This is a genomic window from Nostoc sp. UHCC 0251, assembly GCF_034932245.1.
In the GTDB taxonomy this organism is placed as follows: domain Bacteria; phylum Cyanobacteriota; class Cyanobacteriia; order Cyanobacteriales; family Nostocaceae; genus Nostoc.
The window spans coordinates 1-25,664 of record NZ_JAYGHD010000004.1 but is presented as its reverse complement, the minus strand read 5'-3'; the positions used below and the strand labels follow the sequence as shown (position 1 = coordinate 25,664).

Sequence of the window (25,664 nt, the reverse complement as noted above, 5' to 3'; positions counted from 1 at the left end):
AAAAGGCTACCAGAATTTTATGAAAACTCTTCAACAATCACCCTCACTTAGGGCAGTATTCCAGCAGAAAATAGACACAAAAAAATCTACCAAACACCAAGAAATTCATGAAACATTAGGTCATGGATTTTTGGGTGGTATGGGTTCATTCATATTTGAATTTAACCAAGCCAGAAATAAATTCAAAGGTAATATGGGGGAATGGGTAGTATCACTACTTTTGGAATCTTTTCCAGATACATGGGTGATATTTAATAATGCTTTAATCCCTACTAACTCCGGCTCTTTAACGGAAATAGATCATCTAATTATTGGTGAGGGTGGTGTGTTTTTAGTAGAGGTCAAAACATGGAAAGGATCATTTAGTGCTTACAAAGATAAATGGAAACGGCGTGAAGGTAACAACTGGGTAGCAGTTTCTGGTAGTCCTACTTCTCAAAGTATTTACCATCAAAAAATGTTTAGTCAGTGGATTACTTCATTAATGCCTAATCTTCCTAATGGATTTGTTTCGGCTCCAGTGGTATTCCCAATTGCTAAATGGATAGGAGCAAATGATTGCTCAGTTCCAGTTTTACAAGGTATCCCTGCACTGCTACAGATAATAAATAACTCTCGTGATTGTTTAACACCAATGCAAGTAGAGGCAATTGCCCAAGCCGTTGAAAACTTGACATTTCCTACAAATACTATCCCAATTCCTAAGCCCAAACCAGTTAAGCGGCAGAATCCTATAGTTTGAGTAAGTGCGATCGCACTTAAGCAGGACTTACGCAAACTATAGCCTAAACCCTGATTTTCTTAAGGGTAATTCATGAATTAAATTGACTTTCTGTGAAAGCGTGGCAGGAATTATTAATCTATAACTTGTACTTCTCGGCAGATGTCAAGCCACTCAAACTTTCGCTACAACCAAAAGAGAGAGGCTTTACAAGATGGTGGCAAGCAATGACAGACAAACCCCAAGAAATAGAGGTCAATAAATCAGTTAATTCACCTAGAAAAACTTCAGAAAGAAAAATCCAGACTCAATCATCAGTAGAAAATGAACCGTCTATATTAGAGTCTTTTGTTAAAACTGTTGCTGAGACTGGCAAAGCAGTTTTAGACACAGCACTAGGGGTAGGAGAAGCGACGGCAAAACAAACACACAAATTAATTGAGCAAACAACTCAAACCAGTGGTCAGATTGTGAATCACCTGAGTGAAAATTGGCTGATTAGAAAACTATCTGGAGTATTAAATCTAAATTGGCTAATTGGTACTACTGACGCTGTTGATTTGGAAAAAGCAGAAGTTGCGGCAAACAAGCTCAAGCAACAGTATCCAAATGAATCACCTAGTCAGATTGCTCACCGAATCATGGTGGAAAAAGCAGCTCAAGCAGGCACAGTTGGACTAGCAACAAGTGTTTTGCCAGGAGTAGCAGTTGCATTGTTAGCAATTGATTTAACAGCCACAACCAAATTGCAGTCAGAAATGCTTTATCAGATTGCATCTGTCTACGGGCTAGATTTAAAAGATTCCGCCCGTAAAGGTGAAGTGTTGGCAATTTTTGGTCTGGGTTTGGGTGGAGGCCGTCTATTGAAAGCTGCGGGATTAGGTTTGCTGCGAAATATACCCTTGGCGGGTGCAGCGATCGCAGCTAGTTCAAATGCAACGATGATCTATTCATTAGGGTATGCTGCTTGTCGATTTTACGAAGCCAAGCTAGATGAATCAACTTCCCTAGCATCACCACAGACACTAGCAACATTAAAAGCAGAGAGTGAAAAGTATTTAGAAACTGCGATCGCTCAACAAGCCGTCATGGATCAAATTTTAGTTCACATGATTCTTGCCGCTCATCCAGAGAAGACTTGGGAAGAAATTTTGCCAGAATTACAAGCTGTAAAACTCAGTCCTACCTCGTTGGATGCCATTGCCCAAAATATCAAATCACCTAAATCTTTAGATGTACTGCTCAATCAGCTAAATCGTGACTTTGCTATACCCTTGCTCGCTCAGTGTGAAAAAATTGCCCAGCTTGACAATAAGACTACAGCAGTTGAGCAAGAAATAATAGAAGCGATCGCCAGCAAATTTGATATTGACACAAATAGAATTGGGGCATAGGGCATAGAGCATTGGGCAGAGGAGGTAAAAAAAGTGGAGTTATCAGCGAAGTTCACGAGTATCAAACACAGAACTAGCCATTTTTAATAACTTTAAAGCCTGCCAAACTCCAACGGCTTGACAGGCTTTTGTAGTGTTTTACTAAATTAATGTTCTATCATTAATCTTTCCAAATATAACTACCTCTCTTTTTTTAAAACCTTTTCCTTTTCTCACTCGATTTTTAAGTTGTTGTTTATCTAGTCTAAGTTTTTGCCTAGTTAATTCCTGAGCTATTAATTCATGAGCGCGGCTTTTAATTTTTATTTGGCTTTCTATTGGCTGTTCTTTAATTTTTTCTCTTAGGCTTTTACCCATTCTTCTTACCCTTCCTCTTTTAATTTTTTAAGATGACTCTTGTAGCGTGCATCAGCCTTTTGAATTAAATGTTTATCAGTATTATCGATTGACACTCTCAGCACTAAAATTATAAATACTAACCCCTGCTCCCCACTCCCCACTCCCGACCCCCCCTATACTGAAACCAGAATTTTGAGCAATACTGGTACAAGAAGGAATATTTACACAAAATACCAACATGAAAATTCAACCTAGTGATAAGCCTTTGCTAGAGTGGGCAGGCGATAGTTTGGCAATTGGATTATTTGAAGATGCAGTAGAGTTAACTGGAGAATTGGCAACTTTAGATCAAAAGTTTTCCGGGGTATTAAAAGAACTCATTGCTGAAGAAGAATTTAAAGGTAAAGCCAATAGTACGATCTTCACGCGTGTGAATCCTGGTAGCCCGGTGCGGAAATTGATTTTGGTAGGCTTAGGTAAAGCAGATGCACTAAAGCTTGACACTTTGCGACGCGCTGCTGCTGCCGTAGCCAGAGTAGCAAAAAAGCAAAAAAGCAAAATTTTGGGATTTAGTTTCCCATTGTGGAATAACGATCCAGCCGCAAGTGCCCAAGCGATCGCAGAAGGTGTAGAATTGGCGCTTTACCAAGATAATCGCTTTAAATCAGAACCAGAAGATAAAGGTTCACAAATAGAAACCGTAGATTTACTGGGATTTGTTGGACAAGAAGCAGCCATCACCCGCGCCAATCAAATCGTGTCAGGGGTAAACTTGGCACGGCAGTTAGTAGCAGCACCAGCTAATGCAGTAACACCAATTACTTTGGCAGAAACTGCTCAAGCGATCGCTAAAGATTACGGCTTACAAGTAAAAATTCTGGAAAAAGAAGACTGTGAAAAGTTAGGTATGGGTGCTTTTTTGGGAGTCGCGCAAGCTTCCGAGTTGCCACCTAAATTTATTCACCTGACTTACAAGCCAGAAGGTACACCCAAAAAGAAACTGGCAATAATTGGCAAAGGTGTAACCTTTGATTCCGGGGGACTCAACATTAAAGGTGCAGGTAGCGGCATCGAAACCATGAAAATTGATATGGGCGGTGCAGCTGCTACCTTAGGGGCGGCAAAAGCAATTGCTCAAATTAAGCCAGATGTTGAGGTTCACTTTATCTCGGCGGTAGCTGAAAACATGATTAGCGGTCGCGCCATGCACCCTGGAGACATTCTCACAGCATCAAACGGCAAAACAATCGAAGTGAACAACACCGATGCTGAAGGACGTTTGACCCTAGCAGATGCCTTAGTGTATGCCGAAAAATTGGGATTAGATGCGATCGTGGATTTAGCCACCCTAACCGGTGCTAACGTTATTGCCTTGGGTGAAGATATTGCTGGTTTGTACACCCCCGACGATGCTGTAGCTTCCCAGTTAGAGAAAGCTGCCCAAACTTCAGGAGAAAAGATTTGGCGGATGCCAATGGAAGAAAAATATTTTGAAGGACTAAAGTCTGGTATCGCGGACATGAAAAATACTGGCCCGCGTCCAGGTGGTTCCATTACTGCTGCCCTTTTCCTTAAGCAATTCGTCAAAGAAACACCTTGGGCGCATTTAGATATTGCTGGCCCAGTATGGACAGATAAAGAAAATGGCTACAACGGCGCTGGAGCAACCGGCTACGGTGTTCGGACGTTAGTTAATTGGGTAGAAGGGAGTGGGGAGTAGGGAGTAGGGAGCAGGGGGAGCAGGGGGAGCAGGGGAGGCAGAGGGAGCAGGGGGAGCAGAGGAAGAAGAATCTATAACCAATGCCCAATGCCCAATGCCCAATGCCCAATGCCCCATGCCCAATGCCCAATGCCCAATGCCCAATGCCCAAATTCGTGCTATCTTGAGCTTGCCAGCAAAAATTGTTGCAATAGTAACAGAAGTAATTTGGCAGTCAGAAAGTTAAGCTTTTTCGGCAAAGCCATCTGGTAAAATTTGTAAGGTTTCTAAAAGCTTTGAGCAATGGGATCGACTCGCGTACGGATCGCAATTGACGCAATGGGAGGGGATCACGCACCCGGTGAAATCGTTGCTGGCGCACTGCGAGCAGGGGAAGAGTTGGGTGTAGATGTATTACTTGTTGGTGATCCCCAACAAATAGAAGCTGCCTTGCCGCCAAAAACGAATTTAGGGCAGATGGAAATCGTTCCTGCTGAGGAAGCGATCGCTATGGATGAGGAGCCTTTAAATGCAGTTAGACGCAAACGCAAGGCTTCTATCAATGTGGCGATGGATTTAGTTAAGCAGCAAAAGGCAGATGCCGTATTTTCTGCTGGTCACTCTGGGGCAGCTATGGCATCAGCTTTGCTCCGCTTAGGACGATTGCCGGGAATTGACCGCCCAGCCATCGGGACTGTTTTTCCCACAATTATTGCCGGTAAGCCAGTGTTGGTACTTGATGTCGGCGCGAATGTAGATTGCCGTCCTAAATTTTTAGAGCAATTTGCCGTCATGGGTTCGGCTTACAGTCAATATGTCTTAGGTACAACCGAACCTAAAGTGGGTTTGTTGAATATTGGTGAAGAAGACTCTAAGGGCAATGATGCAGCCGTCCGCGCCCACCAATTACTCCGCGAAAATTCCCAAATTAATTTTATTGGCAATGCCGAAGGGCGTGATGTGCTTTCCGGCCGCTTTGATGTGATTGTCTGTGACGGCTTTGTAGGAAATGTCTTATTAAAATTTGCCGAAGCAGTCGGAGAAGTGATTTTGCAAATTCTGCGGGAAGAATTACCCCAAGGATTGCACGGTCAAATCGGTTCAGCATTCTTAAAACCAAACCTGAAGCGAGTTAAGCAACGCATGGATCATGCAGAACATGGTGGTGCTTTGTTGTTAGGCGTGGCGGGAGTCTGTTTTATCGGTCACGGTAGCTCACAAGCTCCTTCAATTTTTAATGCAATTCGCATGGCTAAAGAAGCTGTTGACAACCAGGTGTTACAACGAATTCAGTCCCAATATATCCTAGAGCGCGAAAGCGGTTAGCGATTCAGTCATAAGTCATAAGTCATTTGTCATTTGTCATTTGCAAGGACGATAGACAAAGGACAAAGGACAAGGGACAAAAGACAAAAAGCTGATAGCTAGGGAGATTAGGAGTGCAAAACTTAGGCATAGCAATTACCGGAAGTGGCTCGGCAGTACCAGCAACTTCCCTACACAACCAGACATTGACTGAACTAGTTGAAACATCAGACGAGTGGATAACTACAAGAACTGGAATTCGTCAACGACGATTAGCCCTGCCATCCGAGTCCTTGAGTGTACTCGCTACTGCCGCCAGCAAACAGGCGATCGCAGCATCGGGAATTAAACCAGAAGACCTAGACCTGATTCTGCTAGCGACTTCCACCCCTGATGATTTGTTTGGTAGTGCTTGTCAAGTACAGGCTCAACTAGGAGCCACCAATGCAGTAGCTTTTGACTTGACCGCCGCCTGCTCTGGCTTTGTGTTTGGTCTGGTTACAGCAGCCCAATACATTAGAACAGGTGTCTATAGAAATGTACTGTTGATAGGGGCAGATATCCTCTCTCGTTGGGTAGATTGGGAAGATCGGCGCACTTGTGTATTATTCGGTGATGGTGCGGGGGCAGTAGTATTGCAGGCTGACAAAAGCGATCGCTTATTAGGATTTGCCCTTAAAAGTGATGGTACTCAAAATCATCACCTCAACCTTGCCTATGCAGGCGCTTCCCAAGAATTGCTCACTGGTGTAAATATTACAAAAGGCACTTACCAACCTATTACCATGAACGGCAAAGAAGTCTACCGCTTTGCTGTGCAAAAAGTGCCAGAAATCATTGATAAAGCCTTGTTTCAAGCCAACCTTAGTGTTGACAAAATAGATTGGCTGCTGTTGCATCAAGCCAATCAGCGGATTATCGATGCCGTTGCCCAACGCCTAAATGTCCCAGAACATAAAGTTATAAGTAATCTTGCCCAGTACGGCAATACCTCTGCCGCTTCTATTCCCTTAGCTTTAGATGAAGCAGTACGGCAAGGTAAAATTAAACCTAATGATATTGTTGCTGCATCCGGCTTTGGTGCCGGTCTTACCTGGGGTGCGGCAATTTTTCAATGGGGAAGATAAATATTTTTTCCTTTGTCATTAGTCATTTGTCCTTTGTTAATGACCAATGACTAATGACCAATGACCAATGACCACTGACTAATGACTAATGACTAAAACTGCATGGGTGTTTCCCGGACAAGGTTCTCAAACGCTGGGAATGGGAATTGACTTATTAGATATAGCTTTCGCTAAAAACAAATTTGCTCAAGCTAAAGAAATTTTGGGTTGGTCTGTAACAGAAATCTGTCAAAACGAAGAAGAAAAGTTATCACAGACGCTATACACCCAGCCAATTCTTTATGTGGTAGAAAGCATTCTTGCTGATCTTCTCCGAGAACGTGGACACCAGCCAGATTTAGTTGCAGGCCACAGTTTGGGAGAATATTCTGCCCTTTATGTAGCGGGTGTCTTTGAATGGTCGGCTGGTTTATATCTAGTAAAGCGCCGTGCAGAACTTATGGATAGTGCCGTTGGTGGTATGATGGCAGCTTTGATGAACTTTGACCGCGAACAGTTAGAAAAAGTCATTGCCGAAACGCCTGATGTGGTGCTAGCAAATGACAATAGTCCGGCTCAGGTAGTAATTTCAGGCACGGTTGAGGCTGTACAAGCAGTAATGACTCAAGTTAAAGCAAAGCGTGCTATTCCCCTAAAAGTTTCTGGAGCATTTCACTCACATTTAATAGCACCAGCGGCTACGGAATTCCAAGACATTCTAGAATCTGTGGAATTTCAGCCAGCTACTGTGCCAGTCATGTCTAATGTAGAACCAATTCCATCTATTGATGCCGAGATTTTAAAGCAGCGCCTGAACAAACAAATGACTGGTTCTGTAAGATGGCGAGAAATTTCTCTGCAATTACCAGCTAATGGTATCCAGCGAGTAGTGGAAATTGGCCCTGGTAAAGTGCTAACTGGTTTAATTAAACGTAGCAGCCCTGATTTAATATTAGAAAACATCCAGAGTGCTGCTGATTTGCCTGTTTAGTTTTTTATAAATTTATGGAATTATAATACCGAAGCAATCTTTGAGAAATAGGAAAAATAAATTCTCCTCAAGTTATGAAGTTAACTTCTATCGGTAGAGTTACAACAAATTCTGCGCCCTTCCCTAGTGTGGAATTACAATCAAGTTTACCTTGATGTAATACCATTTCGGTTTAATAATGGTACAAATACGCCGTTAGGGGCATGGCATTGCCCATTGGTGTCAACTTAAGCTAAAAGCCTTTTCCAATCTCGTTTCCAGCCTCTGGACTGGAAATGCAACTCGAAAAGCGGCTCTGCCGCCAGCAAGGGAGGCGGAGCCTCTAAGATGGCATTCCCAGCCGGAGACTGGGAACGAGACACGAGACAATATCTAATGCCATGCTCCTACGAGAAATCTATATGTATCAGGATTTTTGCGAATTGTTATAAGCTATTACGCCCAATATTTTAAGGTTGACTACTACACCACCAGTTTTAGTTTTTAACTTTACCTGAACCGTATTGGGCTATATGCTACAGCGGTAGCTGGATCACAAATTCAGTACCTTCGCCTGGTCTAGAATCTACCTCAATCACTCCTCCATGTTTTTCTACGACGATTTGACGAGCGATCGCTAATCCTAATCCTGTCCCTTTACCCACAGCTTTAGTAGTAAATAAGTGGTCAAAAATCTTTTGTTTTACTTCTTCATTCATTCCCTGACCGTTGTCAGCAATAGCAATTTTCACCCCTTCCTTTTCCAGAGAGGTTTTAATTATAATTCGGTTGGGATTTGACTTAATATCCTCAAAAGTCCGTCCCCTATTTGATTCATCCAGCGCATCAATAGCATTTGCCAGAATATTCATAAACACCTGATTTAATTGCCCAGAGAAACATTCAACTTGGGGCAAGCTAGCATAATCAGTTATCACTTCAATCGCTGGACGTTGTTCGTTTTCTTTGAGGCGATGTTTGAGAATTAAAATAGTACTATCGATACCTTGGTGGATATTAAACGGCACTTTATAATCTTTATCAGCACGGGAAAAAGTTCTTAAACTAGTACTGATATTTTTGAGGCGATCGCACGCCATCACCATTGAGTCAATAATCTTCGGTAAGTCTTCTAAACTATAATCCAAGTCAATTTCTTCGGCATGTTCTTTGATTTGATCGTCCGGATTCGGGAGACTTGCTTGATATAGTTTCAAGTGTTCAACAATATCTGCAACGGTCGGTTTAGCTTGTTTTAGACTAGCAGAAATAAAGCCCAAAGGATTATTCATTTCATGGGCTACCCCAGCAACTAAATTACCCAATGCAGACATTTTCTCATTCTGAACAATTTGTAATTGCGCTTGTTGTAAATTTTCTAAGGCTGTTCCGAGTGCTTGAGATTTTTCTGTTACCGCTGACTCAGCTTGTTTGCGATCGCTAATATTAATAGTTGTCCCAACTACGCGATAAACTTTGCCCGTCTCATCTTTTAATGGACTGAGTGTGGTTAACCACCAAATTTTCTGGTCACTAAATGTTAGACATTCTTCATAGGTAACGGGTATTCCGGTTTGGAAACAATGCAGATATTTTTGCTCGACTGCTGCACCTTCATCAGGATCGATTACTTCTTGCGGAGTTTTACCCAGTACTTGGGAAGCAGGTATACCAACAGCTAGTTCGCAGGATTTACTCCATCCTGTGTACTCAAACCTACCATTATCGCGGGGATCAATCACAAAGAGGAGACAACCAACACCTTCGTAAATACTACTTAAAAACTCTTCTCGCTCCTGAAGATGATTATATAATCGGGCATTTTCCAAAGAAATTGCGGCTTGAGTGCAGAGAAAATTCAAAACAGAAAGGCGATCGCTAGTAAATACCCCTTGAGTTAGTTTATTCTCTAGGTAAATAATACCTACCAACTGCCCTTGATTAATAATCGGTGTACAAAAAACACTTTGGGGTTTATGTTGCAACATATATTCCCCAATTAAACCAGGAATATCTGTTTTGCAATTATCTATAACAACCGTTTGTTGGGTATTTTTGACGTAATGGATAATATTTACAGGAATCACTTGACAATTGTCTAGCGATTGTGTTTTGAGGATAGTTTGGATTTCCTCATGTTCAACAAAAGTAATTGCTCGTACTTGCCAAATGTCTTCTTGGGGAAGCACCAGTACAGCTTTTTTCGCGCCAGAGTTTTCTAGGATAATGCGGGTGAGGCTGGCAACAAGTTGATCTAATTCCAGAGAACTGGAGATAGCTTGAGCCGCTTTGAGGACAGAGGTAAAATCTAGAACGTCGAAAATAGTAGTGCTGCCGGTGGTATTGGCGCGAGTAGATGCGGAAGCCCCACCAAAAGCAATAGTTTCTGAGTGATTGAGGTTGATTTGTTGCTGTTGCAGGATGAGTTGGAGTAGCTGGGGATAGCGTTTTTCTAAATCCTCCACTTTGGCTTTTGCACCCCAACGAGCGTAGCAGTAATATGCTTGTTGCATATATGCTTGAGCGACTTTTTCTTTACCCCAACCGAGATAGAATTTGGCTGCTAGTTCATTGCTAAGTGCTTCTTCTTGGATGTAGCCGTTGGCTTTGGCGAGGGAGATGGCGCGATCGTAATATTCCATCGCCTTGAGCTTATCTCCCATTACCCGCGCTGTTTCTGCCTCAACTAAGTCATACTTGTGCTGAAAATTAACAGGAGCATAGCCAGCCCAATAGTGCATGAGTTTTTGGTTGGTCACTACCTGATTTAGCCAGCATTCTTGCTGATCCTCGCAACTAGAATAGTTAGCCAGTAAGGACAAAGAGTAGTAAAAGTTATGTCCCACAACTAACAGTAGACCAAAAGCTCCACCCATATACTCACAGGCTTTCTCTGCATTGATTACAGCCTGTTCATATTGGCCAAAGGTATAAAGAATAGTAGTTTTAGCAACATAAATGGAAAATAATGACTGATGATTGTGGTTGTTGTGAAGATGCGTCAGCATTTCTGTCTCATCAAAATCGATGCCATTCAAGTAATATTGGTGAGAAGATCGTCCAAGTAAATTTAAGGTGACTTGTCTCCAAACCTGGGCATAATCAACACAATGTTTTTGTTTGAGTTTTAAAAGTAAATCGATATATTTTGCTTGCCTTTCTTCAACAACGTCTAGAGTTTCTCCAATTAAGAATAAATTCGTACATTCAGCCATCATTGAATAGCTGGCGTGTTCGATATCTCCAACGTCTAATCCACACTTGATACTTTCCCGCAAAAATGTCAGTGTATTTCGACCATGCTCTTTATAAGCACAGATAAAAACACCAAAAATCATATAAACTTTTGAGTTTATTTCCTGACTATGGTATTGCTCTAAAAGCTTTAAAGATATCCGACCAGATTGATAACCTGGATCAACATCTTTGATTACAGCACAAAGCAGTACACTATAACCTCCATAAGCAAAAGCAGCTAAGGATGAATGTCCTTGTTCTAGACAAAGATGAAGCATTGTCAGTGCTACTGACGGAAATAAATCCGGTTTGACATGATTAACAGGAGGTGTAATGCTAATCAGCAACCGCAGTGCAGCCAGAGATTCCGGATTAGTCATTTCTGGAATATTGGCTAAGTTTGTTAAAGTTGGTAGTTGAGCTAAACGATTCTCCGGTTCTACATCAGGTGATCTCAACGAAATTTTTAACTGCTCCAGTGCTTTTAACCCTGTTTCAATGGCTTTAACTTGCTGATCTTGGGCAATATAAATCTGAACTTTCAGTTCATAAGTTTTAATTCTGTCCAACATCTGCGTAGTTTGCTGCAAGATCAAGTCTGTCAGTTTGATAGCTTGTTCAAAGTTGGTGTTTAAATATTCTGCTTTTGCTGTATCTTCATACAGTGCCAGGGTGAGATCGTACTGACTTCGCCAGCTATCTGCTGTTAGCAATTCCATTCCTAGTTTTAGATACTCAATTGCAGCAGTGTAGGCAGTAGCAGCTATAGCTTTCCGTCCAGCTAACAGATTTAACTGAGCTAGTTGCTCTCGTTCAGCCTCTTGAGTAATTAATCTTAATCCGAGATTCAATTGACTAACAATTTGAAATATTTTCTCTTCTTGCTCGCTGGCAGGAATATTATTTAACAGTAGCCGACCCAGTTTTAAGTGAGTAGACTGCTTCTGAGATTCTGGAATTAAAGAATAAGCAGCTTGTTGAACGCGATCGTGTAAAAATTTATAGTTCGGGACTTGAAAATTAGAATTGAAAGGCTTTGAATCAGAACCCTCTTCACCTTGCTGAAAGAATTTATAAACATCACCAGTAGTTAAAAGTAACCCTTCTTCCAAAGCTTTCCACAAATCAGCAGCCGTTTCAATTTCCGATGATTCTGAAACAATTGCCAAAGTTGCTAAATCAAATTGATTGCCAATACAAGCAGCTAACTGCAAAATGTTTTGAGTTGATTGCGGCAGTCTTTGTAGTTGAAATGCCATAAAGGTAACAACATCATCTGTAACCGATTGCTGATTCACTTGTGCAATATCACATTCCCAACAGGCTGACTCAAAATTAAATTGAATGAGTTTATCTTGATGTAATGCTTTGATAAATTGCGTAGCAAAAAATGGATTACCTTGAGTTTTCTGAAATACCAGTCGAGAAAGAGGCAACGCTAAATTTTCAGAGCACTTAAGTGTGTCAGCAACTAACTGATTTACTTCTATTTGACTTAGTGGTGCTAATGTAATCGTATTGATTGTCAAGAGTGTTTTTTCAATTTCACTTAAAGTCAACATTAATGGATGTGCTGTTTGGACTTCGTTATCACGGTATGCACCAATTAATAAAAGATGTCCTGCATCAGTCATTAATAACTGAATTAACTTCAGCGATGTTGAATCTGCCCATTGTAAATCATCTAAAAACATCACTAAGGGATGTTCTACACTGGTAAAGACTTGGGTAAACTTTTGGAATATTAAATTAAATCTAATTTGTGCTGCGTTTCCTGATAATTCGGGAGGCGTTGGTTGTTGACCAATAATCTTTTCTAATTCAGGGATAACTTCAATAATTACTTGTCCATTTTCACCCACAGCCTTTAATATTTTACTTTTCCATTGCTGGATTTGGGTATTACTTTCTGTTAATAGCTGCTCTATTAAATCTCGAAATGCTTGCACCAATGCACTTAAGGGAATATTCCGTTGAAATTGATCAAATTTCCCTTTGATAAAATAACCACGTTGTCTAACAATCGGTTTATGAACTTCATTAACAACCGCAGTTTTACCAATCCCAGAAAAACCAGCTACCAGCATCATTTCGGTTGCACCCAGGCTAACTCGTTCAAATGCTTGGAGCAGGGTTTCTACTTCTGTTTCTCGCCCATATAGTTTATCAGGGATAATAAAGCGATCGCACACATCCCGTTGAGCAATTTGGAAGTTCTCAATCTTACCAGTTTCTTGAAGTTGAATTAAACAATTTTCTAAATCAAACTTCAGCCCTAATGCACTCTGATAGCGGTCTTCGGCATTTTTAGCCATCAGTTTTATCACAATGTCACAAAGCACTTGAGGAATCTCTTCCCTATTGTCTAAAAGTGGTGGTTGTTTAGCAATATGACAATGCACTAACTCCATCACATCGTTTGATTGAAAGGGTAACTCTCCTGTAAGTAATTCGTAAAAAGTTACACCTAAAGAATAGAAGTCAGTTCTGTAGTCAATTCCCCGATTCATTCTTCCTGTTTGTTCAGGAGAAATGTAACTTAGTGTCCCTTCCAACACATTGGGATTCATTAGGGTTTGAGTTTCCCGTGGTAGTAGGGATGCAATACTAAAGTCAATTAATTTAACTTGTTTGGTTTCTGGATTAATTAGAATATTGGCGGGTTTAATATCTTTATGAATAATGCGATCGCTGTAAAGTATATTTAAGGCATTGCACAATGGGATCGCTATTTGTAAAAAGTCCCTAAGATTTGGTAAGTTTTCCCGTGTTTGCCATTCTTTAAGAGAAATCCCCCCAAAGTCTTCCATCACCAATGCATAACCATTTTGATACGCTTGAAGGCTATAAGTTTGGATGATTAGAGGTGAGTTAAGATTTTTGGCAATGGTGTATTGATTGCGAAACTGCACCAATTCGCTAAAACCCGGATAAGGATTTTTCAGCAGTTTAATCACTACAGGTAAGGAATCAGTTTCCCGATAGCCTCGATACACTAGGGTTCTTGAACCACTATAAAGTTGTTCGTTAACTTGATATCCGGGGATAGTGACTAGACTGGCAACCATACTGCTAAATCCTGGCGATTTACAGATTTAGTATTCCCAGATGGGTGAAGCAATTTATAATTTAACAGAATATTAAACAATAAATTATCCAATATTCGTAGATATGGCGTGTTATGGCGTTTTGCCTAATGTTAAATATTTTTTAATTGGAAGCTCGTAAAAGGATATTTTCAAAGGTAGGGAATGTAGCAAAAAAGCTGATCTAAAAATTGTCACAATCAGTACGTTGGGTTTCTACAGCTTTTTGGAGTTTGCTCTGGGCCTTGCGATCGCTTATGCTAAGTTCAGTTTGATTTGCATAATCTTCTGTGGACAGAAACCGCGAACCGTTCATCAGTCTGGCACTTTACCATGCCTTTAAATGGTCAGTCGTTAGCCCCATGCTTCACGCTTACTTTCGGGGCCAGATTCATGGTACGGAAAATGTCCCCCAATCAGGGCCTTTGTTGGTAGTGAGTAATCACGCTAGTTACTTTGACCCGCCAATTGTCTCCAACTGTGTACGTCGTCCAGTGGCGTACATGGCTAAGGAAGAGTTATTTAAAATCCCAGTTTTGGCGCAAGCGATTAAATTGTACGGTGCTTACCCGGTGAGTCGGGGAAATGCCGATCGCAATGCCATCCGTTCCGCCCTAGAATATCTCAATAACGGTTGGGCTGTCGGTGTTTTCTTGCAAGGGACTCGCACCCCTGATGGTCGAATTACAGACCCCAAGAGAGGCGCACTGTTGCTGGCGGCGAAAGCAAAAGCTCCAATATTGCCAGTTAGTGTCTGGGGTACTGAGGAGATTTTGCAAAAAGGATCGTCCCTACCCCGCGCAGTTCCCATCACTGTGAGAATTGGTAACTTGATTGATGCGCCTAGTTCCAGTAATAAAGAGGAATTGGAAGCGTTGACACAAAAATGTGCCACGGTAATTAACGAGATGCATAATTTAGGACGATAAGCTATACAAGCAAGAGATATATGCTTTAGGGAGGTAGCGATCTCGCCTTAGCCTCTGTATGTTTAAGGTCAATGTGCTCTAGCAATGAAGTCTAACTTTGTGCTTAAATGCAACTGCTAGGCAAATCTACCATAAGTTTCTCTTTAAACAACATATGAGCGGCTTTGAGGCCAAGAATTTTTGGGATCGATTAAATAATCTGGCGTTAGTCCGCTTTTTACTTTTAGTTGCTTCTGGCTGGGCAATTGTACAACTTTTAGCTTACTTTGAAGCGGTCATTGTTATTTTTACATTTGCTGCAATTTTGGCTTTTTTACTCAGCTATCCTGTACAATGGCTGCGGCGTTTTTTGCCCCACGGCGTAGCTGTTGGTGTCGTTTTCTTATTCAGTATTGTGATTATAGGCGGTCTGATAATTACCGTCGGCTTAACGGTTTTATCTCAAGGACAACAATTAATTGACAGTATAACTGGCTTTGTAAATTCTTTAATACCTCTATTAGAGCGCCTAGAAGGGTTTTTACGAAGCCGGAATTTGCAGATAAATTTAGGTTTTATTCAAGAACAATTGCGAAACCAAGCTGTATCTAGTCTTGTTACTAGCTTGGCTGTTTTACAAGGATTCATGACAAATTTCCTGACATTTATATTGATTGCAGTTGTAGCTTTCTTTATGTTACTCGATGGAGAAAACTTGTGGAACTTTACGATAAAAATAGTACCAAAACAGCGGCGAAATAGATTTACAAATATAATCAGACGGTCTTTTTTAGGATTTTTTAGAGGTCAGTTGTTATTAAGTGCATTTCTCACAAGTACGACTTTTTTAGTTTTCTTAATATTAAAAGTCCCTTTTGCTTTGATATTGTCAGTGATCATCGGAATTCTTGATATCATTCCTGGCATAGGAGCAACATTAGGAGTAAGCACAGTTAGTTTAGTTGTCTTGTCTCAAGGTGTTTGGTTAGCATTGAGAGTCTTAATCGCTTGTATTGTCCTCCAACAGATACAAGACAACTTGATTGCTCCTCGAATTATGCAAGATGCGCTGAATCTTAATCCTGTTGTAGTATTCTTTGCTTTGCTAGTAGGCGCTAAAGTAGCAGGCTTACTAGGAGTTTTTATATCTATCCCCATCGCTGGAGTAATCGTGTCTTTATTTGAAATTGATGAGATGAAATCAGAGGTTTAGAGACGCAATTAATCGCGTCTGTACAGGAGTTAGGAGTTGGAAGTAGTAATTAATGTAAAATAGTTTTTTAGCCAATACAAATTGAGGAATGATGTCGGATTTAAGAGCGGAATTAACAGAAATTTTGGATGAGGCAGAGTGGGAGTGGCTAATTCCTCATGTACAACGAGATGCAGTAATTTTGGTGGCACTTGAGCTAAACTTGGTGGATGTTGGAGTAGCGATCGCCAGTGATAACATACCATCAGTGGAACAGTGGATTGATCAACAATTAATTGCCAAACCCACCATAGTACAGGTGGGAGAATGGAATGGCGATCGCACTAAACGATTTAATACTCTCATTGTTCAGCCTTACGTTCTAGCGCAAGAAATAGTTGCTGCTTAATCAGTTTTTGTGGCATTTTAATCGGAGTTAGAATCACTAAAAATATTGATGTAGCATAAAATACATCAATGTATAAGAAGTAGAGGGCGAATATACCTCTCGACTATTGGCTAAAGCAAAATTTTCTCCTTTAATATTTAGCCATCTAGGAGCTAGAATTGTTACCATAATTTCAGATTAGATGTTGAAACCTTGATCCAATCTGAAACTTTAGAACTATTAGAATGGCATCGCCTCTGCCAGCACCTTGCCACCTTTGCGGCAACTAAGCTGGGGGCGACAGCTGCGCGTCATCTGAAAATACCCGATTCTCAGATCCAAAGCGAACTGTTATTAGAGCAAACCAAAGAAGTCTACCAACTGGAAACTCGCCTGACCACGGGACTGTCATTTGAGGGAATTCAAGATATTGGCGATTCCTTAGAACGGGCAGAACGGAGTGGAGTTTTGGCAGGGGATGAACTGTTAGCGATCGCTACCACCCTCGCTGGAGCCAGAAATTTGCGCCGTGTTATTGACAATCAGGAAGATTTGCCGATCTTGACCGACTTGGTTGCCGATTTGCGGACTTATCCAGAACTAGAACAAGAAATTCACCGCTGTATTGATGAACGGGCCCAGATAACTGACCGCGCGAGTCAAAAACTGGGAGAAATTCGCACAGATTTACGGAGATTACGCAGCCAAATTACTCAAAAGCTGCAAAATATCTTACAGGCAAAATCTGGAGCAGTTCAAGAACAGCTGATTACGCAACGGGGCGATCGCTATGTCATCCCCGTAAAAGCACCGCAAAAAGATGCCATCCCCGGCATTGTTCACGACACCTCTACTAGCGGTGCCACGCTTTACGTAGAACCTAATTCAGTAGTGCCCTTGGGCAACCAACTGCGACAAATAATTAGAAAAGAGCAAGCGGAAGAAGAAGCGATTCGCCGCGTTTTGACAGAACAAGTCGCCGCAGTCAAACCAGATTTAGAAAGGTTGTTAGCGATCGCTACCACTTTGGATCTGGCAACGGCTAGATCGCGCTATAGTTACTGGCTAGGAGCAAATCCCCCGCGATTTATCCGGCGAGAAGACAATGAAATCATTACCTTGCGGAATTTGCGACATCCATTGTTAGTGTGGCAGCAACAGCACGAACAAGGGCAACCAGTAGTTCCTGTAGATTTGCTGATAAACCCGCTAATTCGGGTAGTAACGATTACCGGGCCAAATACTGGTGGTAAAACTGTAACCTTAAAAACTTTGGGATTAGCCGCATTGATGGCCAAAGTAGGTCTATTTGTCCCCGCCCGCGAACCAGTAGAAATACCTTGGTTTGACAAGGTACTGGCAGATATTGGCGATGAACAATCCTTGCAGCAAAGTTTATCGACATTCTCTGGACACATCCGCCGCATTAGTCGAATTTTAGAAGCATTAGGGAATGGGGAAGTTGAAGGAGATGAGGGAGCAGGGGAAGCAAGGGAGGCAGGGGCAGAAGAATTAATAACCAATGCCCAATACCCCATGCCCCATGCCCCATGCCCCATGCCCAATTCCCTAGTCTTACTCGATGAAGTCGGCGCAGGAACCGATCCAGTTGAAGGTAGCGCCTTAGCGATCGCCTTGTTGCAATATTTAGCCAACCATGCCCAGCTAACGATCGCCACCACTCACTTTGGGGAACTGAAAGCCCTGAAATACGAAGACGAGCGGTTTGAAAATGCCTCTGTAGAATTTGACGAAAGTACTCTCTCACCCACTTACCGTCTGCTGTGGGGCATCCCAGGACGTTCTAATGCCTTAACAATTGCCCTGCGCTTGGGATTAAAACCAGAAGTGGTAGAACAGGCAAAAACTCAAGTGGGAGAGGCCACAGATGAAGTTAACCAGGTGATTGCTGGTTTAGAAGCGCAACGCCGCCGTCAGGAAACCAAAGCAGCCGAAGCCCAAAGTTTGTTGCAGCAAGCGGAACGCTTATACAAAGAAGTATCAGCAAAAGCCGCAAGTTTGGAAGAGAGGGAAAGCAGTCTGCGGGCTTCGCAGGAAATAGCAGTCCAACAAGCGATCGCTCAGGCAAAAGGTGAAATTGCCCAAGTGATTCGCCGATTGCAGAAAGGTACGCCCACAGCCCAAGAGGCGCAGCAAGCCACCAATGCTTTGAATCAAATTGGCCAGCAATATCAGTCAGCAACGCCAGCAAAACCAAAAGCTGGATTTATGCCCAAAGTAGGCGATCGCGTCCGCATTCCCAAACTCGGCCAGATAGCGGATGTGATCACCGCCCCTGATCAGGATGGCGAGTTAAGTGTTCGCTTTGGGCTAATGAAGATGACGGTGAAGTTGCAAGACGTAGAATCTCTAGATGGTCAAAAACCCGAACCAATCGTCAAACCCAAACCAGCCCCAGCAGCAGTAACTCCACCACCGCAAAGTGTCCCAGAAATTCGCACCTCGCAAAACACTATTGATTTGCGCGGTAAGCGAGTGGCTGATGCCGAATACATTTTAGATAAAGCCATCTCGGAAGCTACAGGCCCAGTCTGGATTATTCACGGGTACGGCACTGGGAAACTGCGACAAGGAGTTCACGCATTCTTGCAACAGCATCCCAGAGTTAACAACTACGAACCAGCAGAACAAGCAGATGGCGGCACTGGTGTCACCGTTGCTCACATAAAATAAAGAGCAGGAAATTTGCAATGTTACTTGAACTCAATCAACTAATTGTTAGAGCTGGTCATCAGTTGTTGATTAAAGATGTCTCTTGGTCGGCATACAAACGCATTTTGGCAGAATTGGGAGACAATCGGAATTATCGGATAGGTTACAGTCAAGGGGTGCTGGAAATAATGGCTCCATTACCAGAGCATGAAGTAGCTAAAGTTATTATTGGCGACTTGATAAAAGTTTTATTAGAAGAACTTGATCTGGAATTTTGGAGTTTGGGTTCTACGACTTTTGATAAGGAAAGTATGGATGCTGGGGTAGAACCCGATGATTGTTTCTATATCCAAAACGAAGCTAGAATTAGGGGCAAAGACAGAATAAATTTAGAAATTGACCCGCCTCCAGATTTGGCTATTGAAATTGATATTACCTCCCGCACTCGTTTTAATAATTATCAAGCTTTGAGAGTACCGGAACTGTGGCGATGGAATGGAAGTAAGTTGCAAATCAACGTGCTATTTGATGGGAAATATGTAGAATCAAATACCAGTTATATTTTCCCTAATCTGCCAATTTGCCAAGTTATTCCTGAATATTTGATGCAGAGTAAAAGCAATGGCAGAAATGTGACAATGAAAGCATTTCGTGCGTGGATAAGACAGCAAATTAGTAGACCGATTTAGCTGAAATTCTCAGAAATGGCTACTCAAAAATGTTTTGGCTAGTGGTTAAAAAGAGTGATTTTTTACTCATATAAACTTAACCACGAATACCTGAGTTAGCAAAGTCACACCGACAGCACAAGCTATCCGTGAAAAGGCAACAAAATACTTTTTCATAGTTGTTATATTATTACATTGCTATTACTACTCAGTGAATTATCTATAACCCATGCTTCAGTATGGGTTTTGATAATTGTCTAAACTATTACCTCAGCCCATCAATATAAAATAAATGAGTTCTGATATGTGCGTAGTTTGCGGTTAGATCTGTGCTACCAACTAAATTGGGTAAAATCAATTGGCTAATATCTTCAAACGTTGACTTTATCAAATTTTTAAGGAGGCATCAATCGTCCTGATGTTGCCCAGCCTGTTCTGAAATAACAGGCTACACACCAGCGAAACTGGGGTGGGTGATATCCAGCAGCAAGAAGCACCTCTAGCGAACAGGCAAAAAATTTGTATAGTAATTATGTATACATGAAGACCAAATAATAAACATCAAAAAATTTCAAAATTTAAAACCGCAAATAAATTAGGAGGTATTGTACATAATTACTTGGCGATAATTAGCGGTTAGTATTCAAAACAATAGTTTATTTATACTCTTGTACGGAACTAGCAGTGAAAGTCGGGTAAACCTTAACTAGAATTGATAATTTTTTACTTTGTCGAAAATAAATTTTCATTTAGAGTAGGACAGAGATACCTGTTGTTTACTACATAGAAAAAAACTACCTGAAGCCTCTGGCTCATAGCTATGGGAAACCAAGCTTGATGCTTGAGAGTCTGGTTTCAAAATGGGTAACAGCAACATCCCCTATCAGCTTGATCACCTATGCTAAAAGTTATGCACTCGGCCGCCAACTCAGCCACTCCAAATTCCCAGTGGGAGGATTTAATCAAGCTTCCAGCCCCAAACACAGTTCAATGGGACAATATCAAAACCCAATTAGACTTGGTGCTGTTGGCGCTAGAAACTTTAACTGGGATTGGTTCAGAGGCTATGCTTTCGGCGGCAACTGATCTGAATTTAGAGTCAAGAGTGCCAGACCGCGTAGCTTTATGGCGACTGCGCCAATCAAATCCCCTACGCAAAGGTCAAGGAGGGCGAAAAAAGTTAGATGTTGAAGAAGCGCGATCGCTTGTTCTGATCATCTGCTACCTAGCCAAACAGCACCAGGAATTGATTCGCCGCGCTGTCGGTCTATTAGAACAAATGGCAGAAAATAACCGGGAACCTCACCAGGCTGCTTTACTTGGAGATTATATTGATGCTTTTTGCAATACCTACCAAGAGCGGATGGAAGAGGACGAGAAAATCTCAACGGATTTACTTACCAACCTGGCACTAAAACTGCTTGTAGATTTACTTTTTTACAGTGCTCCTGGTGGGCATCGCCGTCTCTGGCTAGCACTTATAGATCGTTCTACAAAATTTTAGATTTTAGATTTGAAATTCCTCAACCAAAATTCGCTCATGAAAGTTTGCTAGGTCAGGAAACTCTTTTGATGGTCGTTAGCCCTTGGGCGATGTACTATCAGCACTGCTTCCTCCTTGCACACCAGTTTGCACGACTAAAGGAACTTGATAAAGTTCTGAGTGGCGGAATCCGCCGTTTTAACTTTTCTTTGCAAGCAACTGGCTCAATTTTTTGCAAAATCCCAAATAGTCTTCCTCGTAGTTCCTGTCATGCCTCTATCAAATTCTGTTATTCGTTGCTATACACCGCCGACTTGTACGCTAGAAGTATTCGCGCAAAGCTCACCTCTGTCCCGTTGGATGGGTAAAACTGTTCTCAAACACCTAAGCTTTGAGCTACGTTTTGATGATCCCCGACTACCAGAAGAACACAGAGTTCCAATTCGGGGCGATCGCGAACAACTCGAAGCTTTATGTGATGCAGTTACAAGCTACGTACAACAATTCCTCCAACAGTCTCCAGAAAGCTTTTGGGTCAGTTTCTCCGGCACCCAGGAGTCAAGCACAGCATTGGGTGAGCCGGAATTAAAGTCTTCAATAAAAACATTAAATTCCTTTAGTACCCAGCTACCTGGGGCAAATATCCACTTAGAACCAAGCAGCTATTTAACTCACAACTTATTTCTCGGTTCTCTGGCCAACCACTCATCTGGCCCTGTAATTCAACTCAGTCTGCTGCAACTATTTGATTTGGCCAGTGCTTTAGATGAATACTCGACTGATGTCATGGCACTCCCAACTCTTAACAGCACAAGTTCGCCTCTGAGGTTTCCAACTTGGGCCCCTATTGCCGCAGTATTAGTATTAGGCGTAGGTTTTTTACCAGTTACGTGGCAATATGCTAACAACATTAGGGAAAAGCAACAGCAGACAGCCCAAACAGCAGATCCAGCAGCAGTAAAGACTGCCTTAGAACCTTCACCCTTACTAAGCTTTCCCACGCCTCAACCTGGACTGGCCACTCCATCAGATAACTTGCTAGGTTCCACCCCTCCACTTACCACATCCAGTTTGCCCCAAGCACCTATAACAAACCCTAGTTCCAGTGTCTCTACACCGCCACCTCTATTTCCAAATAATGCACTGACTATACCTCAGGGTAAGACTTCAACCCTTCCCACTAATCCTGCGCTCGTACCATCGAACAAAACCCCAGGGCAGGAAATTGCTATATTACCAAACCTGGCACAGAACCCTACAGGATCAAGTCCCCAAGCTGCTGCTCTTCCTCAGCTGCGGAATTTGCCACCCAGACTATCTTCTAGTACAGGAATACCAACTAATATCTCACCAGTCCCCCCGTCTGCTGGTACTATACCCAATAGTGGCAATACTCCTACCCAACCCTCCCTATTAAATTCACAACAGCTACAGGAAAAACCACTAACCTCACAACAGCTAGAGGAAAGAATCAATTCCCTACAGCCACCTTCTCCTGAAGAAAAACCTGCTTCACAACTTTCTTCCTCTAGAACTGCGGATAATAATCCCTTTATCGATCAATTAGGGGACGGACGCAAAAGCCCTACATCAAGAGAAGTGGCTACTGGTACATTATTTGATACACCTCAAGTAGCAGAAGCTAGAGAATACCTAAGCAAGCGTTGGCAACCACCCACTGGATTAGGACAAGCATTAGAGTACAGTTTGATAGTCAGTGTTGACGGCACAGTAGAACGAATCTTTCCCCTCAATAAGGCAGCAAGAGAATTCGTTGATAGCGCTGGGATGCCTGAAGTTGGTAAACCTTTTGTTTCTGCCAATACACGCGGACAAAATGTCAGAATTCGAGTTGTTCTCAATCCTGATGGCAAGGTACAGACTTTTCCAGATGAATAAGTAAATCAATCCGTTTAATGCCACTTGTAAAACTGGTACAAATCTTGTGCCAGTTTCTATTTGCTCCCATTGATCTTGAGGTTGCCTTTTGGAGTCCAGTTACCAAACTGGTCTTACTATTGATACCAGTAAACCTACCAATTAATACAATCACTATTAACACCAATTTGCCCAATAAAACTATAGATACAAGTCTGGAAATGCAGATAAAATCTGATGTTTCTTAATTGCGAATTGGTATAAATTACCCAAAATAAAGGTAGGAAATATGCAAACAATTGGTACTCAAAAAGACAGTTCAGCTTGGATTATTCAAACTTGGGCAGCTTTTGTATTATCTATTTCTATGACCACTTTCGGTATTGTAAATTTGCCTGTGGATAGCTGGGTAAAAGGGTTTATGGGTATGGGTTTAGCTTTTTCTATTGGCTCAACTTTTACCTTGGCAAAAACTACTAGAGATTTGCATGAAACTAGAAGATTAACTGCTAGGTTAGACGAGGCAAAAGTAGAAAAATTGCTTTCACAACACGATAATCTAAATTTAAAATAAAGGCAGTCATACCAATTGTGGATTGAAAGGCTTTACCAAAAAGCAGTTTCAAAAATATCAAACAATACTACCTTTTCCTATTTGATGTGATCTACACATCAGAAGTTAACTATATTACAAAGACAAAAGGACTGGTATATCCAGTCCTTTATTATCTTTATTTAACTTTTTTATCTTAATAACGGGATTTTTTGGTTTTTAACTTTTGCTTTTTACGCCGACGTTCACTAGCAGCAACTGCTTGCTCTACCGGATAACCGACTACAGGAATTACCTGATATTTGCGCTCTTCTTCTAACTTTTTGAGTTCAGTGTAATCAACCCAGTGAATGCAATCAACCGGACAAGTATCAATTGCTTCTTGGATAATTTCCTCAGCGTCCCCATCTTGTCGAACCACGCGCGATCGCCCGTAATCTGGTTCAATGTAAAAGGTGTTACGCGCAACGTGAGCGCAATGCTTGCAACCAATACAGGTAATTTCGTCTACATAAACACCATTTTGGCGCAGTAAACCACCTAATTCCGGTTCCAAACCAGAACGCTCTGGGGCATCCCGTAAAAAACCCCCTAATTCTGGTTCCAAACCGGAACGGTTGTCTTCTTGTTCTTCCGGCGACGGCAGAAAATCAGCCATTACGCACTCCAGCGCTGTACTACTAGGCGAATTGAACCATCTTCATTTTTTTGTTGTTCAGCGACCTGAAAACCAACACGAGCGGTTTCTTTTACAACTGTTTGATAAGCATAGCGCTGTGTTACCTGGCGTAAAAATCCGTCCACAGACAGGTTTTGCTGCCAATATTGTAAATCAGCCACCAGTTCATATTCCTTGCCATTCCATCTAAAGCCGATGTCGTAGCCATTTTCTTGCTCAATACTAACTTCCGCAGGATGAGTTTGACCGCGATAGCCGCGTACTTCGCGTGGGCCGGGTTTCCAGTCTATGCCCAATTCAGTCAGAGCATCTTTTAAAGAATCAAGGTTACGGATTTGAGTCTTAATTTGGCTAAAGTGTGACATGGTGGTTGTGAATTAATTACACTAAACTACTGTGAAAACTTACCAATCGCTGTAAGTGGTATGTGTATTCGCCACATTAGATTGCTGCACCTTAGCGGCGAAATATTCTGAGGTTGGCTCATGATTAAGTACTTGCCCCAACTGTGCCTCTATTGCTGCTGTAACCTCAGCGCAAGAAGCACCAATAATGCCAGTGACTTTCTCTTGTACCCGACCGTCTGGATAAATTATGAACTCTAATGTCTCCATTCTTTTGGCCAACCAGGATAAGTACGCTTAAATTGTACTGTCTTAGCAGAAGGCTACAAATATAGCCGTAGGAACATTTTTACTTAGATACAAACCTGCCATTTGTTAACTAATGTTCCATCTTTAAACATATATATCTCAGAATCTTTACAAAACTTATTAGTATTATAAGCACATGCATCAGTATTTAGTTAGTTTCTCTTAACCTTCTCGATTAGTCAAGGTAACTATTGGAGGTAGCTAAGTAAGCTGCAAAAGTCCTAAATATAAGGATTAGAGGTAGTATAGCCAGTAAGGCAATTCACAAAAATATAAAATTTCTTGAAAAACTTTATTATTACTATTCGATTTACCTTATCCTCACTCCAGGTAGGTTGGATGCATTGCAGTGTAAGCCTACAGCGAGATATTGGGGTATACTTACGTGGGCGTTGTATTAGACCGTTGATATAGTGACTTTAGGTGGCAACAGGTGTAAAAGGATTTTAAACTGCGATCGCCATTTTCTGCTATTAGTGAGATTTACTAACCTCGATTATAGACAGTTCAAAGATGTACAAGTTTGCGCCGGCTTGTGAGAAAGAGCAAATAGTCTTTGGTGCTGCGCGACCTGGATACACTGATAAGCTAATCGGCATTTAAATTGCAACATAGTCACTATTGCCTTTGTTTTTTATCTTTCGATGCCACTTAATGACTAACTCACCCTGATTTAATAAGCTAATCGGCATTTAAGCTGCATAATATAAATGCAGAGTCGGTTGAAAATAA

21 protein-coding genes are annotated in these 25,664 nt (G+C 41.7%); 15 read left to right on the top strand and 6 right to left on the bottom strand.

All coding sequences use genetic code 11. The features are described from left to right. The first annotated feature begins 19 nt into the window (after positions 1–19). On the top strand, positions 20–742 hold the full coding sequence (locus tag VB740_RS01180) for a nuclease-related domain-containing protein (RefSeq protein ID WP_323198268.1): 723 nt from the start codon (positions 20–22) through the stop codon (positions 740–742). A 206-nt stretch (positions 743–948) separates the two neighbouring features. After that, positions 949–2,115, top strand: a complete 1,167-nt coding sequence (locus tag VB740_RS01175; RefSeq protein WP_323198298.1) for an EcsC family protein — start codon at positions 949–951, stop codon at positions 2,113–2,115. A gap of 141 nt (positions 2,116–2,256) precedes the next feature. Here VB740_RS01175 and VB740_RS01170 read toward each other — a convergent pair whose 3' ends face one another. Beyond that, on the bottom strand, positions 2,257–2,472 hold the full coding sequence (locus VB740_RS01170) for a hypothetical protein (protein ID WP_323198267.1): 216 nt from the start codon (positions 2,470–2,472) through the stop codon (positions 2,257–2,259). A gap of 220 nt (positions 2,473–2,692) precedes the next feature. On the opposite strand from VB740_RS01170, the gene VB740_RS01165 reads away from it, so the two are divergent. The 5 genes from VB740_RS01165 to fabD all read left to right on the top strand — a co-directional run bounded on the left by VB740_RS01165 (position 2,693) and on the right by fabD (position 7,555). Continuing rightward, positions 2,693–4,174 (top strand): leucyl aminopeptidase, encoded by a 1,482-nt coding sequence (locus VB740_RS01165; RefSeq protein ID WP_323198266.1) that lies wholly within the window; start codon positions 2,693–2,695, stop codon positions 4,172–4,174. 94 nt (positions 4,175–4,268) lie between these two features. Beyond that, complete coding sequence (locus tag VB740_RS01160; protein WP_323198265.1) at positions 4,269–4,400, top strand: hypothetical protein; 132 nt, start codon at positions 4,269–4,271, stop codon at positions 4,398–4,400. 56 nt (positions 4,401–4,456) lie between these two features. Beyond that, a complete protein-coding gene (plsX, locus tag VB740_RS01155) occupies positions 4,457–5,479 on the top strand; it encodes a phosphate acyltransferase PlsX (RefSeq protein ID WP_323198264.1) in 1,023 nt (340 codons plus the stop codon). A 113-nt stretch (positions 5,480–5,592) separates the two neighbouring features. Then, the gene (locus VB740_RS01150) at positions 5,593–6,585 is read left to right on the top strand and encodes a beta-ketoacyl-ACP synthase III (protein ID WP_323198263.1); all 993 of its coding nucleotides are present in this window, start codon (positions 5,593–5,595) and stop codon (positions 6,583–6,585) included. 88 nt (positions 6,586–6,673) lie between these two features. Next, positions 6,674–7,555, top strand: coding sequence for an ACP S-malonyltransferase (gene fabD, locus VB740_RS01145; RefSeq protein WP_323198262.1), 882 nt, complete (start codon positions 6,674–6,676; stop codon positions 7,553–7,555). Positions 7,556–7,782: 227 nt separating this feature from the next. On the opposite strand, the gene VB740_RS01140 is transcribed toward fabD, so the two are convergent. After that, the gene (locus VB740_RS01140) at positions 7,783–7,917 is read right to left on the bottom strand and encodes a hypothetical protein (RefSeq protein WP_323198261.1); all 135 of its coding nucleotides are present in this window, start codon (positions 7,915–7,917) and stop codon (positions 7,783–7,785) included. A gap of 153 nt (positions 7,918–8,070) precedes the next feature. Then, positions 8,071–13,839 (bottom strand): AAA family ATPase, encoded by a 5,769-nt coding sequence (locus VB740_RS01135; protein WP_323198260.1) that lies wholly within the window; start codon positions 13,837–13,839, stop codon positions 8,071–8,073. A gap of 308 nt (positions 13,840–14,147) precedes the next feature. Between VB740_RS01135 and VB740_RS01130 the strand changes: the two genes are divergently transcribed. The 8 genes from VB740_RS01130 to VB740_RS01095 all read left to right on the top strand — a co-directional run bounded on the left by VB740_RS01130 (position 14,148) and on the right by VB740_RS01095 (position 23,621). Continuing rightward, positions 14,148–14,786, top strand: coding sequence for a lysophospholipid acyltransferase family protein (locus VB740_RS01130; protein WP_323198259.1), 639 nt, complete (start codon positions 14,148–14,150; stop codon positions 14,784–14,786). 154 nt (positions 14,787–14,940) lie between these two features. Further along, positions 14,941–15,978, top strand: a complete 1,038-nt coding sequence (locus VB740_RS01125) for an AI-2E family transporter (protein WP_323198258.1) — start codon at positions 14,941–14,943, stop codon at positions 15,976–15,978. A gap of 91 nt (positions 15,979–16,069) precedes the next feature. After that, positions 16,070–16,366 carry a DUF2288 domain-containing protein gene (locus tag VB740_RS01120; RefSeq protein ID WP_229556974.1) on the top strand — a complete coding sequence of 99 codons (297 nt, stop codon included), beginning with the start codon at positions 16,070–16,072 and terminating at the stop codon, positions 16,364–16,366. 192 nt (positions 16,367–16,558) lie between these two features. Beyond that, complete coding sequence (locus VB740_RS01115) at positions 16,559–19,039, top strand: endonuclease MutS2 (RefSeq protein ID WP_323198257.1); 2,481 nt, start codon at positions 16,559–16,561, stop codon at positions 19,037–19,039. Positions 19,040–19,056: 17 nt separating this feature from the next. After that, on the top strand, positions 19,057–19,707 hold the full coding sequence (locus tag VB740_RS01110) for a Uma2 family endonuclease (RefSeq protein ID WP_323198256.1): 651 nt from the start codon (positions 19,057–19,059) through the stop codon (positions 19,705–19,707). Between the two features lie 877 nt (positions 19,708–20,584). Continuing rightward, a complete protein-coding gene (locus VB740_RS01105) occupies positions 20,585–21,190 on the top strand; it encodes a DUF3038 domain-containing protein (protein WP_012406938.1) in 606 nt (201 codons plus the stop codon). A gap of 249 nt (positions 21,191–21,439) precedes the next feature. Further along, positions 21,440–23,068, top strand: a complete 1,629-nt coding sequence (locus tag VB740_RS01100; protein ID WP_323198255.1) for a DUF4335 domain-containing protein — start codon at positions 21,440–21,442, stop codon at positions 23,066–23,068. A 268-nt stretch (positions 23,069–23,336) separates the two neighbouring features. Further along, on the top strand, positions 23,337–23,621 hold the full coding sequence (locus VB740_RS01095; protein WP_323198254.1) for a YiaA/YiaB family inner membrane protein: 285 nt from the start codon (positions 23,337–23,339) through the stop codon (positions 23,619–23,621). A 175-nt stretch (positions 23,622–23,796) separates the two neighbouring features. Here VB740_RS01095 and VB740_RS01090 read toward each other — a convergent pair whose 3' ends face one another. From VB740_RS01090 to VB740_RS01080, 3 genes are read right to left on the bottom strand one after another with little or no spacing between them, the layout of a single operon-like run. After that, complete coding sequence (locus VB740_RS01090; protein WP_323198253.1) at positions 23,797–24,258, bottom strand: ferredoxin; 462 nt, start codon at positions 24,256–24,258, stop codon at positions 23,797–23,799. Then, positions 24,258–24,644, bottom strand: coding sequence for a DUF1257 domain-containing protein (locus VB740_RS01085; protein WP_196509571.1), 387 nt, complete (start codon positions 24,642–24,644; stop codon positions 24,258–24,260). The genes VB740_RS01090 and VB740_RS01085 overlap by 1 nt, the downstream gene beginning before the upstream one ends. A 39-nt stretch (positions 24,645–24,683) precedes the next feature. Beyond that, positions 24,684–24,893, bottom strand: a complete 210-nt coding sequence (locus tag VB740_RS01080; protein WP_323198252.1) for a DUF2997 domain-containing protein — start codon at positions 24,891–24,893, stop codon at positions 24,684–24,686. Positions 24,894–25,664: the final 771 nt, after the last annotated feature.

Excerpts from the sequence above, each read along its gene's own strand:
- VB740_RS01090 (WP_323198253.1), bottom strand. The coding sequence starts at position 24,258 with ATGGCTGATTTTCTGCCGTCGCCGGAAGAACAAGAAGACAACCGTTCC.
- VB740_RS01170 (WP_323198267.1), bottom strand. The coding sequence starts at position 2,472 with ATGGGTAAAAGCCTAAGAGAAAAAATTAAAGAACAGCCAATAGAAAGC.
- VB740_RS01120 (WP_229556974.1), top strand. The coding sequence starts at position 16,070 with ATGTCGGATTTAAGAGCGGAATTAACAGAAATTTTGGATGAGGCAGAG.
- VB740_RS01095 (WP_323198254.1), top strand. The coding sequence starts at position 23,337 with ATGCAAACAATTGGTACTCAAAAAGACAGTTCAGCTTGGATTATTCAA.
- VB740_RS01085 (WP_196509571.1), bottom strand. The coding sequence starts at position 24,644 with ATGTCACACTTTAGCCAAATTAAGACTCAAATCCGTAACCTTGATTCT.
- VB740_RS01125 (WP_323198258.1), top strand. The coding sequence starts at position 14,941 with ATGAGCGGCTTTGAGGCCAAGAATTTTTGGGATCGATTAAATAATCTG.
- VB740_RS01105 (WP_012406938.1), top strand. The coding sequence starts at position 20,585 with ATGCTAAAAGTTATGCACTCGGCCGCCAACTCAGCCACTCCAAATTCC.
- VB740_RS01135 (WP_323198260.1), bottom strand. The coding sequence starts at position 13,839 with ATGGTTGCCAGTCTAGTCACTATCCCCGGATATCAAGTTAACGAACAA.
- VB740_RS01100 (WP_323198255.1), top strand. The coding sequence starts at position 21,440 with ATGCCTCTATCAAATTCTGTTATTCGTTGCTATACACCGCCGACTTGT.
- VB740_RS01175 (WP_323198298.1), top strand. The coding sequence starts at position 949 with ATGACAGACAAACCCCAAGAAATAGAGGTCAATAAATCAGTTAATTCA.
- VB740_RS01160 (WP_323198265.1), top strand. The coding sequence starts at position 4,269 with ATGCCCAATGCCCAATGCCCCATGCCCAATGCCCAATGCCCAATGCCC.
- plsX (WP_323198264.1), top strand. The coding sequence starts at position 4,457 with ATGGGATCGACTCGCGTACGGATCGCAATTGACGCAATGGGAGGGGAT.
- VB740_RS01165 (WP_323198266.1), top strand. The coding sequence starts at position 2,693 with ATGAAAATTCAACCTAGTGATAAGCCTTTGCTAGAGTGGGCAGGCGAT.
- VB740_RS01180 (WP_323198268.1), top strand. The coding sequence starts at position 20 with ATGAAAACTCTTCAACAATCACCCTCACTTAGGGCAGTATTCCAGCAG.
- VB740_RS01080 (WP_323198252.1), bottom strand. The coding sequence starts at position 24,893 with ATGGAGACATTAGAGTTCATAATTTATCCAGACGGTCGGGTACAAGAG.
- VB740_RS01110 (WP_323198256.1), top strand. The coding sequence starts at position 19,057 with ATGTTACTTGAACTCAATCAACTAATTGTTAGAGCTGGTCATCAGTTG.
- fabD (WP_323198262.1), top strand. The coding sequence starts at position 6,674 with ATGACTAAAACTGCATGGGTGTTTCCCGGACAAGGTTCTCAAACGCTG.